This is a genomic window from Alteriqipengyuania sp. (assembly GCF_964222115.1).
GTDB lineage: Bacteria > Pseudomonadota > Alphaproteobacteria > Sphingomonadales > Sphingomonadaceae > Alteriqipengyuania.
The window spans coordinates 1-11,821 of record NZ_CAXQBM010000011.1; the positions used below are offsets into that span (position 1 = coordinate 1).

The following is an 11,821-nucleotide window of genomic DNA, read 5'->3' on the forward strand; positions in this document are numbered from 1 at the left end:
GACCGAGAGCATGACGACACCGATGGAGATACCCGCGACCAGCTTGATGAATCCCTCACCCTTGCCGGGCCAGAGGTATCGCTTGGCTATGGTCCATTCAAAGGGGCTGAGAAACAAGGAAAGGTCCGTTATTGTCGCGTCTCAGGCAGGGCCTTAGGTTCGCTTGGCTGTCTCTGCAATGAAAAGGCGTTTTGTTGTGGACGGCAAGGACAGGTTCGCTTCTGCGAACCTCATGCAAGAGCCCCTTCTACCCTTGTAATTCACCTGCCACACCGCCAATGGGGCGGCGACCAGTTTTGGCAACGGGCGCGCCACCCATGAACCCCACGACGCACTTGCGACACCCCTTCGACGATGAGGACGGCGACAGCCTGCATGAGGAATGCGGCGTGTTCGGCGCGATCAACGCCGGTTCGGAGGCTGCGACCACCACTGCACTCGGCCTGCACGCGCTCCAGCATCGCGGGCAGGAAGCGGCTGGCATTACCAGTTTCGACGGCGCGCAATTCTACACGCGTCGCGGGCTCGGCCACGTGGCGGAGAACTTCTCAAGCGCCGAATCGATTGCCGAACTGCCCGGCTTCATGGCGGCAGGCCACGTGCGCTATTCGACCACAGGCGGATCGGGCCTGCGTAATGTCCAGCCGCTCTACGCCGATCTCGCAAGCGGTGGCTTCGCCATCGCGCATAACGGCAATATTTCGAACGCTGCGACCCTGCGCGAGGAACTGGTCGGCAAGGGAGCGATCTTCCAGTCGACCAGCGACACCGAGGTGATCATCCACCTCGTCGCGACCAGCCGCTACCCGACGATGCTCGACAAGCTGATCGACGCATTGCGGCTCGTAGAAGGTGCCTATGCGCTGATCGTGATGACCCCGCGCGGAATGGCGGCGTGCCGCGATCCGCTGGGCATCCGCCCCTTGCAGATGGGCCGGATGGGCGACGCGGTCGTCTTCGCAAGCGAGACGGTTGCATTCGATGTGGTCGGCGCCAAGTTCGAGCGCGAGGTGGAACCGGGCGAGTTCATTGAGGTCGATTTCGACGGCACGATCCGCTCGCACCGCCCCTTCGGCGATAATCCTTCGCGCCCCTGCATCTTCGAACATGTCTATTTCAGTCGCCCCGATTCGATCTTCGCAGGGCGGTCGGTCTACGAGGCACGCAAGGCTATCGGCAGCGAACTGGCGACCGAGGCACCGTGCGATGCGGACCTGGTAGTGCCCGTACCCGACAGCGGCGTGCCCGCCGCGATCGGATATGCCCAGCAATCAGGCGTCCCCTTCGAACTCGGCATCATCCGCAGCCACTATGTGGGCCGCACGTTCATCCAGCCGTCCGACGGCGTCCGCCACTCGAGCGTGAAGCGCAAACACAATGCCAATCGCGGGCTTGTCGAAGGCAAGCGGATCGTCCTGATCGACGATTCGATCGTGCGCGGCACGACCAGCAAGAAGATCGTCGAGATGATGCGCGATGCCGGCGCGACCGAAGTGCATTTCCGAGTCGCCAGCCCGCCCACCGCACATAGCTGTTTCTACGGCGTCGATACGCCCGAACGCAGCGCGCTGCTCGCGGCCAAGATGGAGCTTGAGCCGATGCGCGAGTTCATCGAGGCAGACAGCCTGGCCTTCATCTCCATCGACGGGCTGTACCGTGCCGTCGGTCGCGAAGCGCGCGATAAGAGCTGTCCGCAATTCTGCGATGCCTGCTTCACGGGCGACTATCCCACGCGGCGGACCGATTTCGAGCGCCGCGAAGCAGGTGCTGCGCAACTTTCCTTTCCGGTAAACAAGGTCGCCTGACATGAGCGATAGCAAACCGTTCGAAGGGCGCGTTGCGCTCGTCACCGGGGCATCGCGCGGAATTGGCGCAGCGATTGCCAAGGCGCTCGCCGCCAAGGGCGCGCACGTCATCCTCACCGCGCGCGACGATGCCGCGCTGGAGCGGGTGGAAGACGAAATCCACCAAGGCGGCGGATCGGCCACGATCGCGCCGGTCGATCTCGGCCAAGGTGACGGTGTCGCGCGTCTGGCCCAGGCCATCGCCAGCCGCTGGGATGCGCTGGACATGCTGGTGATCGGCGCGGCCTACCTGCCCACACTGACCCCCGTGACGCAGATCGACCCCAAGCAGTTCAACACCGCGATCACCACCAATATCCTCGCGACACAGGCGCTGCTTGCCGGGTTGCATCCCTTGCTGAAACGCGCAGATGCCGCGCGCGTAATCGGACTTACGAGCAGCGTGGGCGACAAGCCCCGCGCCTATTGGGCAGCCTATGGCTCAACCAAAGCGGCCTTCGACAACCTGCTCGAATGCTATGCGCAGGAAGTCGCCAATACCGGCGCAATCCGTGTCGCGATAATCGACCCCGGCGCCACGCGCACCGCCATGCGGGCCAAAGCCTATCCCGGCGAAGACCCCCAAAGCGTCAAGCCGCCCGAAGAGGTCGGATCCTATATTGTCGAGCTTATCGAGCGGGATTTCGAGACCGGCCACCGCGCCAGAATCTGACGCGCAAGTTGGTTAAGGGCGCTTAGCCAATCCTGCTTACGATCCGGCAAGTCGCAAGCCATGAAAACCGTTCAACCAGAAAGACTTGGGCGGGTATAAAAACATGATTTCGACACAGCATTCCTACGCGAATGCGGCGCAGGAAGACCGCTGCGCGCCGCGCACGAAGATCGCCATTCCATCGCAATTGCGGGTATCCGGCTCGCGGGCCTTCAAGACCGTGGTGCACGACCTGTCGCTGGCCGGGTTCAGCGCATCCTCGATCGGTCGCCTGCAGGCAGACCAGATCTGCTGGCTGACCCTGCCCGGCCTCCAGTCGATCCAGGGCCGGATCGTCTGGTGGGACCGTTCGATTGCAGGTGCAGCCTTCGACGACCTGCTTAGCCAGGCGGTCCTCGAAGATATCCTGAGCCGGTGGGAAGGCCCGATTGGCGGCGGAGTGACACGCTCCTGCCTGTTGTAGGCGGCTAGTCCGCTGCAATGCCCGCGCGAATCGCCGCGATCAGCTTCAGGCGCTCGGCCGAGAATTCCTGACCGGTGGCCCTGGGCCAGTTGGAGACAATCGCGACGACCAGCTTTTCGCGCGGATATATAGTGATCGACTGGCCAAAGATTCCCTGTGCGCCGTACGGGCCATCGAAGGCCGTTGGGCCGTCATTGGGATAGGTCCACCACTGATAGCCATAGCCGAATCCGTTGCCGAACTCGACTTGCGGGGCCCCTGCCTCGACAAACCAGCGATCGGGCACGATGCCGTGCCCGCCTTCGAGAGCGAACTGCCCCATCCGGGCGTAATCGCTCAACGCAGCGGACAGGCAGCACCCGCCCACGCTGCGATCCGACAGGTCGGTCTGCCAGAACAGGGGGTGTTCGAAGCCTGCCGGGTCGACGATCTTGTGCTTGGCATATTCGGCCAAGGTCATGCCCACGGCATTTTCTACCAGCACACCGATCAGGTTTGTCTCACCTGTCTTATAGACCCATTTCTCGCCCGCCGGAGCTTCTCGCGGCAGGGTCTTCATATATTCGACAACCTGGTCCGTGCCGGGTTCGGGCGTGGTGCTGAACATCTGGGCGACATCGGAATTGGGATCGGTGTAGTTCTCGTTCCATTTGACGCCCGATGTCATCGTGGCGAGCTGTTCCACCGTCACATCGTCATAGGCACTGCCCTTCAGGCCGGGAATGTATTTCGAGACGGAATCGCTCAGGCTTTCGATATGCCCATCCTTCAGCGCTGCACCCAGCAGCGTTGAGGTAAAACTCTTGGCGACCGAGAAGCTGGTCCAGCGATCGTCGGGTCCGAAGCCGAGGCCATAATCGACAAAGCGGAGCTTGCCATCCTGCAGCACCATCACGCCCGCCGCTTGCTGGCTGGTCATGTAATCGCGGATTGCACCTTGCGTTTCCGAGGGCAGAGGTACGCCCTCGGGTAGCGCGCGCGTTATCGCTGGCGGTGCGACCTCCTGCCCGGGGAAGAAGCTTTCCATCGAACGGAAGCGGGCAGAGCGGGTCGCATCGTCCCAGAAAAGAACTTCTGCACCTACAACGGGGAGCGGCTGGGTCGGAACGCTGGCGGTCACCGCGGCGGTGTCCGCGGCACCCACGGTATCCGTCATCGGCGTGGTCGTACATGCGGCCAGCGCGAGCGCGGCAGCGCCTGTGAGTGTGAAGTGTTTCAAAATCCTATTTCTCCTTGACCAGCGTCACCTGGTGAACGTCGATCCCGCCAGCGCGGAAGCCGCCTTCGCAATACATCAGGTAATAGCCCCACAATGCCCTGAAGCGATCGTCGAAACCCTGTGGCAACAGGCCTTCTGTCGCAGCACGCTCGAAATTCTCGCGCCAGATTCGCAGGGTCTCCGCATAATCTTCTCCGAACCGCTGCTCGTCCTGCCATGCCAGACCGCGCGCCTCGGCCAAGGCGCGGAATTCGGACGTGCGGATCAGCAGCCCACCCGGGAAGATGTAGGCCTGGATGAAATCCGCACTGTCCGCATAGGCATCGAACAATTCATCCTGCATCGAGATGAACTGGATCGCCGCACGCCCGCCCGGCTTCAGGTTGCGCGCAACGCAGTCCATGAAGGTCGGCCAGTATTCGTGCCCCAGCGCTTCGACCATTTCGACGCTGGCGATCGCGTCATATTGGCCCCCCGCATCCGCATTTCCGGTGTCGCGATAATCCTGCTTGAGGAAGCGCGCATTGCCGACACTTTGCCGCCGGGCCCATGCGAGCTGTTCGTCCGACAGGCTGATCGCGTCGACCTTCGCACCCCGATCCGCCGCCATTCGCGCCAGCGTGCCCCAGCCGCAGCCGATTTCGAGCAGGTTGTCGCCCTTCTTGAGGTCCACCCTGTCGAGGATCGCATCGATTTTCGCGCGTTGCGCCGCGTTGAGCGTCTGAGGTGCAGCAGCCGGATCGAACAGGGCAGACGAATAGGTCATCGTCTCGCCCAGCCACGCAGCATAGAAATCATTCCCGAGATCGTAGTGTGCCGCGATGTTCCTTGCCGCACCGCTACGCGTGTTGCGCCGCCGGCCATGAGCGGCCTTGAGCGCGCGTTTCCACCGGCCCTTGGCGCGGGTGGCATCGCCCAGCGTCTGGGCATTCTGCATCAGTACAGCGAACAAAGCGACGGGATCGGGGCTCGACCATTCGCCCGCTTCCCATGCCTGATACCAACCGACCGAGCCGCCGGTTGCCGCGCGCAGCAATGCGCGCCAGTTGTGGATGTGGACTTCCGCCTCGAAGCCCGGTGCGCGACTGCCAAACAACCGCGTATTACCATCGGGCAGCCGCCCTAGCACAGCGCCGCGGTCCATCCCGGCATCCAGCTTATCGAGAAGTTTGTGAAAGCCCGGTGCCAGCAAGCGGGACAGGAAGCCGGGGCGCCGTTCGAAGCGCTGAGATGCAGCCAGCAGATCGCTGCCGCGTGGTTGACCGGTCACCCCCATGCCTACTCCACTTATGCGCCCCGCGAATGGCGGCGACAACCCTTAAGCTACCCTCTTCAGCCTGCCTTCATGGCGCGATAGGCCTCCAGCGCACGCTCGCGCGCTTCCTTGTGGCCGATGATCTTTTCCGGGTATTTGCCGCGCTTCTCGTCGGGTGGATCGTGGATTTCGGCGTCGGAAAGGTCCGCCAGCTCGGGCACCCATTCGCGGATGTAGCCCGCAGCATCGAACTTCTCGCTCTGGCTCAGCGGCGCCATGATGCGCGAGAACATGTTGCTGTCTACCCCCGTGCCCGCGACCCACTGCCAGTTGGTGCCGTTCGAGGCGTAATCCGCATCGACCAGCGTATCCCAGAACCAGCGCTCTCCATGGCGCCAGTCGATCAGCAGGTGCTTGATGAGGAAGCTGGCCGCGATCATGCGGACACGATTGTGCATCCAGCCGATCGCCCATAGCTGGCGCATCCCGGCATCGACGATGGGGTAGCCGGTGCGGCCGCGCTGCCATGTCTCCAGCTCTTCCTCGAATACATGCCCCCGGTTGGGATTGCGCCAGAGCTTGGCGTCGTCGATCGCGTCGCGATAGGATTCGTGCGGGTAATCGGGAAACTGGCAGATCACGTTCTGCGCATAGTCGCGCCAGATCAGTTCGCTCTCATACGTCCGCCAGCCCTCGCTGCGCTTGCCCTTGAGCGCGTGCCAGATTTGCACCGGCGAGATTTCGCCCCAATGCAGGTGCGGAGACATCTGCGACGTCTCATCGACCGATGGCAGGTTGCGACCATCCTCGTAGCGATCGACATTATCGGCCCACCAGTCGAGCCGTTCGTGCGCTGCACCCTCGCCGATTTCCCAATGCTTCGCGAAGCCTGTCGCCCAATTCGGCTTGGTCGGGAGCAGCTTCCAGTCGGAAAGATCGTCGCTGGACGGAAGGTCGGACGGCTGCGAGATGGTTTCCGGCACGGGCAGCTCCTCGCGCGGCGGCATGATTTCGCGCATGGCGCGCGCAAACGGCGTGTAGATCTTGTACGGATCGCCGCTGCCCGTGGTCGCGGTGCCGGGCGGCATCAGGTAGTTGCCGTCGTGCAGCACCAGTTCGCATCCGTCGGGAAGTGCGTTCTTCAGGTCGCCCTGCGCCTTCCTCCACCACGGCTCGTAGTGGCGGTTGGCGTGGATCGCCTCCGCGCCTGTCTTGGCCGCAATGTCGGCGAGGATATTGACGCTATCGCCGCGCCGCAGGATCAGCTCCGCATTGTGCCGCCCGAAGCTCTTGCCGAGGCTTTCGAGCGAATGATGCAGCCACCAGCGCGATGCGCCGCCATATTTACGGTCACCTGTTCTCTCATCGTCGAGCACGAATACCGGGATGATCGGCCCCGCCTGAGCAGCGGCATAGAGCGCGGGATTGTCTGCAAGACGCAAGTCGCGCCGCAGCCAGACGATCTGTGGTTTGGACATTCAGTTCCCCTACCCCCCTCTCCCCGGGCGGGGAGAGGATAGCGAAGCTTGCTCCCAAAGGGAGCTAGCACAGCTTGGAGAGGGGCGATCGGTGTGCGCGTTACTGCGCAGCCGTACACCCACCCCCACCCCCTCCCTCAAGGGAGGGGAGTTTGTGCGGCAACGTCGCAGCAGCGATAGGTGTTCCTAGACCGGATCCGCTGCGGTCCCGTCCACAGTCCAGGTCTGGCCGCCCGAAAGCAGCTTGGCGAGGTTGGGCTCCTTGCCGCTGACCAAGGCTTCACGCTCGGCAATCACTGCGCTTTCGTAGGTCGGCGCAGGATCGTCGTAGAGCACCCCCAGAGGCATGGGGAACTCGCCAAAGGGTAGCTCGGCCAGTATGTGCGCCATCACGCGGTTCTTCGCATCATGCACGCGCACACCCGCAGCCTGCCAGTCGAGAGTCCCGTCTTCTTTGGCGACCACATCGACCACCCTGAAAGAAAGGCTGTCGGGGTCGAAAGCGAGGCCTTTCACGCCTCCACTCTTTTCAGAGCCGAACAGCATGGGTTCGCCATCGGCAAGCCAGAGCTGCTGGCCTTCGGCACCCTTCGGGGCGGCGAAAGCATCGAACACGTCCTTGTTATAGACGATGCAATTCTGGAAAATCTCGACAAACGCCGCGCCCTGGTGCGCATGTGCGGCTTTCAACACATCGGGCAGGTTCTTTGAGACATCGATCCCGCGCCCGACGAAACGCGCGCCGCTACCCAGGGCAAAGGCGCAGGGGTTGGCGGGGTGGTCGACCGAGCCGATCGGGCTGGTCGGGCTGCGCGTCCCCTCGCGACTCGTGGGCGAGTACTGACCCTTGGTCAGCCCATAAATCTCGTTGTTGAACAGCATGATCTGCATGTTCACGTTGCGGCGAAGCACATGCATCATGTGGTTGCCGCCGATGCTCAGGCCATCGCCGTCGCCCGTCACCAGCCACACGTCGAGGTCCGGATTGGCGAGCTTCACGCCCGTCGCCACCGCAGGCGCGCGACCGTGGATCGTGTGGAAGCCGTAGCTCTCGATATAATAGGGGAAGCGGCTGGAGCAGCCGATGCCGGAGATGAAGACGGTGTTCGCCGGGTCGCAGTCGAGCTGCGGCAGCGTGCGCTGCACCGCCTTGAGGATCGCATAATCCCCGCAACCCGGGCACCAGCGGACCTCCTGATCGGTTTCCCAGTCCTTGAGCGTGGTTTCGATTTTCGCTGGGGCGTTCATATCAGGACCTAAACAACATGATGACCACGAGCAGGCAGGCAAGTGCCGCTGCAAAAAGCAGATACTTGTTTCGTTGCATCACTCGCTCTCCACCGGGCTCGGCAGCTGCTGTTCGTTTGGCTCGACCTCGCCACCCTCATTGCCATCCACGCCATCGAAATACGCGCAGATCGCATCTTCCAGTTCGGCGATCTGGAACGGCTGGCCGCTAGTCTTGGTGAGGCTTTCCGCATCGACCAGCAGCTGGTCGCGCAGCACGGTCTTGAACTGGCCGGTGTTCATCTCGGGCACCAGCACGCGCTCGAACCCGCTCAGCAGCTCGCCGAGGTTCTTGGGCAGCGGCCAGATATGGCGCACATGGATATGCGAGACCGAGCAGCCCTTTTCTATACTGCGGCGCACCGCCTGCTTGATCGGGCCGTAGGTGCTGCCCCAGCCGACCACCGCCAGCTTGCCGGTGTCTTCACCGAAAGCCACTTCCTGATCGGACACGGGGATATTCGCAATTTTGTCGCGCCGAGTGTCCGTCATTAGTTGGTGATTGCCCGGATCGTAGGAGATATTGCCGGTGTTCGCGTCTTTCTCGATCCCGCCAATGCGGTGCATCATGCCGGGCGTGCCGGGCTTGATCCACGGGCGCGCGCCTTTGGCGTCGCGCTTGTAGGGAAGCAGTTGCTCGCCACCGTGATCGGTCTTGAACTCTACCGGGAACGGCGCGAACGCCGCCGGATCCGGCACCTTCCATGGCTCGGCCGCATTGGCGATGTAGCCGTCTGTCAGCAGCATGACCGGCGTCATGTACTGCACCGCCATGCGGCACGCCTCGATAGCGACTTCGAACGCATCACCGGGAGAGCGCGCGGCAATCACCGGCATCGGCGCATCGCCATTACGGCCATAGACCGCCTGGTAGAGATCGCTCTGCTCGGTCTTGGTTGGCAGGCCGGTGCTCGGCCCGCCGCGCTGCGAATTGACCACCACCAACGGCAGCTCGGTCATGATGCCGAGGCCCAGTGCTTCGGTCTTGAGCGCGATGCCGGGGCCGGAGGACGACGTGACGCCCAGCTGGCCTGCATAGCTCGCCCCGATGGCGGCGCAGACAGCAGCGATCTCGTCTTCCGCCTGGAAGGTGGTGACGCCGAATTCCTTGAGCCGCGCGAGATGATGCAGGATCGCGGAGGCAGGCGTGATCGGGTAGCCGCCGAAGAACATTGGCAGTTCGGCCAATTGCGCTCCGGCAACGAGGCCGAGCGATACGGCTTCGGCGCCGGTGATCGTGCGGTACAGCCCGGGTTCGCTTGGCACCGGCGGCAAGTTGACCTGCTTAAGCGGGCCGGAAAGCTCCGCCGTCTCGCCATAGGCATGGCCTGCATCGAGCGCGGCGATATTGGCGGCGGCGATATCGGGCGCCTTGGCGAATTTCTTGTTCAGCCAGTCATGCAGCGGTTCGCGCGGACGGTCTAACATCCACAGCGCGAGGCCGAGCGTCCACATGTTCTTGCAACGCAGCCCGTCCTTCTTGCCGAGCCCGAACGGCTCCACCGCTTCCAGCGTACGCGCCGAGATATCGAACGCGAGCACGTCGAACTTGGCCAGCGTATCGTCCTCGAGCGGGTTGGCGTCGTACTTCGCCTTGTCGAGATTGCGCTTGTTGAACTCGCCCGTGTCCGCGATCACCAGACCGCCGGGCTTCAACGCCGCAAGGTTCACCTTCAGCGCGGCTGGGTTCATCGCGACCAGCACGTCCGGCGCATCGCCTGCGGTATTGATGTGGCGCGACCCGAAGTTGATCTGGAAAGCGCTGACACCGAACAGCGTGCCTTGCGGCGCGCGAATTTCCGCCGGAAAATCGGGGAAAGTGGCAAGGTCGTTGCCTGCCAACGCGGTCGACAGGGTGAACTGCCCGCCCGTCAACTGCATCCCGTCGCCCGAATCGCCCGCGAAGCGCACGACGATGGCATCGGGAATATCGGGAGTGTCGGTGGAGGCTGTAGGCGCCTGCGTCGCCATGGGCAGAAATATCCTTCGGGTCTTCCTCGCGCGACATGGTTCCGCGCTGACAACCGCCGCCTACGTGGCTGTGGCGACCGGGACAATCAAGTTTTTCTATCCCCCCGATGCAGATCGGTAGACAGGCGCCACACGCAGCGCCTATCCAACCCGGCCCGCTTTACGAAGGATACGCATATGGCCGACGCACCCGCTCCCGAACCCTTCGTTCGCCCCGATGTTCGCGCCTTGCTCGATATGCTGGAGGCGATGGGCCGTCCGCCTGCCGAAGAAGTGGGCGCGGTTGCTGCACGCGAGGGGATGCGGGCGATGGCGCAGATCGGCGAGGCTCCGGCGCGCGAGATGGCCCTCATCAAGGATGTGACCTGCCCCGGCCCCGCCGGAGACATCCCGTGCCGGTTCTACGACACGCGCGAATCGCGCGAGGCAGGCCCCGCAGTGCTGTTCATCCACGGCGGCGGGTTCGTGATCGGCGATCTGGACGTCTACCACTCGCTGTGCACAGAGTTTGCCGCGCGTCTCGATCTGCCCGTGCTGTCTGTCAATTACCGCCTCGCTCCCGAAGCGCCCTTCCCCGCCGCGCCCGACGATTGCGAGGCGGCCGCGCGCTGGCTGGCGTCTTCGCCTGCGGAACTGGGCCGCGAGATTACCGGGCTGGTGATCACTGGCGATAGTGCGGGTGGCAACCTGACCATCGTCACTACCCATGCTCTGCGCGACAATCCCGCAGACGTGCCCGTGCTGGTGCAGGCGCCGATCTATCCGGTTGCGGACGAGGCGGGCCAGCACGAGAGCTATCGCCAGTTCAAGGACGGCTATTTCCTCACCGGCGGGACCATGGGCTGGTTCACGCAGAGCTATGCCGCCGATCCTGGATCTGCGCGCAACCTCCCGATGCTGGGAGATTGCAGCAAGGCGCCGCCGACGGTGCTGTGCACCGCAGGCCTCGATCCCCTGCGCGATTCCGGGCGCAGTTATGCGGCGTGCATGGTCAAGCATGGAACCGAACTGACCTATCTGGAATTCCCGGGGATCATCCACGGATTCTTCACCATGCGCAAAGCGATTCCCAGTGGTCAGGCAGACGTGGAAGCCTTTATCGATGCGGTTGGCGCAGCCTTGGGGCGACAGCAATGACCATGACCAAAGACCGCGAGACTTCCGAACTCGGCTATCGCCCGTGCGTGGGTGTGATGTTGGTCAATTCCACGGGCGAAGTGTTCGTGGGACGCCGGATCGACACCAAGGAAGGCGATTTCTGGCAGATGCCGCAGGGCGGCATCGATGAAGGCGAAGACCCGCGCGATGCCGCGCTGCGCGAGCTGTGGGAAGAGACCGGCGTCACTGCCGAAAAGGTCGCACTCATCGGCCAGACTGCGGAACCTCTGCGCTACGACCTGCCGGACGAGCTGGTAGGCAAGCTGTGGGGTGGCAAGTTCCGCGGGCAAGAGCAGGCCTGGTTCCTCGCACGCTTCGAAGGCACCGACGACGATATCGACCTGGAGGCGCATAACCCGCCAGAATTCTGCGAGTACCGCTGGGTTACGGCGAGCACGGTTGCGGACCTGATCGTACCCTTCAAGAAGCGGGTCTATCGCTCGGTCGTGGCGGAATTCGCCGACCTGATCTGA

Annotated in this window: 10 protein-coding genes; 5 read left to right on the forward strand and 5 right to left on the reverse strand. The window is 63.2% G+C overall.

The features are described from left to right. Positions 1-317 precede the first annotated feature (317 nt). From purF to ACEQXE_RS01100, 3 genes are all read left to right on the forward strand, one after another. On the forward strand, positions 318-1,805 hold the full coding sequence (gene purF / locus ACEQXE_RS01090; protein ID WP_370177041.1) for an amidophosphoribosyltransferase: 1,488 nt from the start codon (positions 318-320) through the stop codon (positions 1,803-1,805). Position 1,806: 1 nt separating this feature from the next. Beyond that, positions 1,807-2,517 (forward strand): SDR family NAD(P)-dependent oxidoreductase, encoded by a 711-nt coding sequence (locus ACEQXE_RS01095; protein WP_370177042.1) that lies wholly within the window; start codon positions 1,807-1,809, stop codon positions 2,515-2,517. A 103-nt stretch (positions 2,518-2,620) separates the two neighbouring features. Next, a complete protein-coding gene (locus tag ACEQXE_RS01100; RefSeq protein ID WP_370177043.1) occupies positions 2,621-2,980 on the forward strand; it encodes a PilZ domain-containing protein in 360 nt (119 codons plus the stop codon). Positions 2,981-2,984: 4 nt separating this feature from the next. On the opposite strand, the gene ACEQXE_RS01105 is transcribed toward ACEQXE_RS01100, so the two are convergent. The 5 genes from ACEQXE_RS01105 to ACEQXE_RS01125 all read right to left on the reverse strand — a co-directional run bounded on the left by ACEQXE_RS01105 (position 2,985) and on the right by ACEQXE_RS01125 (position 10,190). After that, positions 2,985-4,202 carry a serine hydrolase domain-containing protein gene (locus ACEQXE_RS01105; protein ID WP_370177084.1) on the reverse strand — a complete coding sequence of 406 codons (1,218 nt, stop codon included), beginning with the start codon at positions 4,200-4,202 and terminating at the stop codon, positions 2,985-2,987. Position 4,203: 1 nt separating this feature from the next. Further along, complete coding sequence (locus ACEQXE_RS01110; RefSeq protein ID WP_370177044.1) at positions 4,204-5,475, reverse strand: class I SAM-dependent methyltransferase; 1,272 nt, start codon at positions 5,473-5,475, stop codon at positions 4,204-4,206. Between the two features lie 56 nt (positions 5,476-5,531). Then, complete coding sequence (locus ACEQXE_RS01115; RefSeq protein WP_370177045.1) at positions 5,532-6,932, reverse strand: deoxyribodipyrimidine photo-lyase; 1,401 nt, start codon at positions 6,930-6,932, stop codon at positions 5,532-5,534. Between the two features lie 186 nt (positions 6,933-7,118). Continuing rightward, the gene (locus tag ACEQXE_RS01120; protein ID WP_370177046.1) at positions 7,119-8,180 is read right to left on the reverse strand and encodes a 2-oxoacid:ferredoxin oxidoreductase subunit beta; all 1,062 of its coding nucleotides are present in this window, start codon (positions 8,178-8,180) and stop codon (positions 7,119-7,121) included. Between the two features lie 78 nt (positions 8,181-8,258). Then, positions 8,259-10,190, reverse strand: coding sequence for a 2-oxoacid:acceptor oxidoreductase subunit alpha (locus tag ACEQXE_RS01125; protein ID WP_370177047.1), 1,932 nt, complete (start codon positions 10,188-10,190; stop codon positions 8,259-8,261). A gap of 177 nt (positions 10,191-10,367) precedes the next feature. Between ACEQXE_RS01125 and ACEQXE_RS01130 the strand changes: the two genes are divergently transcribed. Together ACEQXE_RS01130 and ACEQXE_RS01135 are read left to right on the forward strand one after the other, a co-directional pair. Continuing rightward, positions 10,368-11,327: an alpha/beta hydrolase gene (locus tag ACEQXE_RS01130; RefSeq protein WP_370177048.1), complete on the forward strand. Its 960-nt coding sequence runs from the start codon at positions 10,368-10,370 to the stop codon at positions 11,325-11,327. Continuing rightward, positions 11,324-11,821 carry an RNA pyrophosphohydrolase gene (locus ACEQXE_RS01135; RefSeq protein WP_370177049.1) on the forward strand — a complete coding sequence of 166 codons (498 nt, stop codon included), beginning with the start codon at positions 11,324-11,326 and terminating at the stop codon, positions 11,819-11,821. Before ACEQXE_RS01130 ends, ACEQXE_RS01135 begins: the two co-directional genes overlap by 4 nt.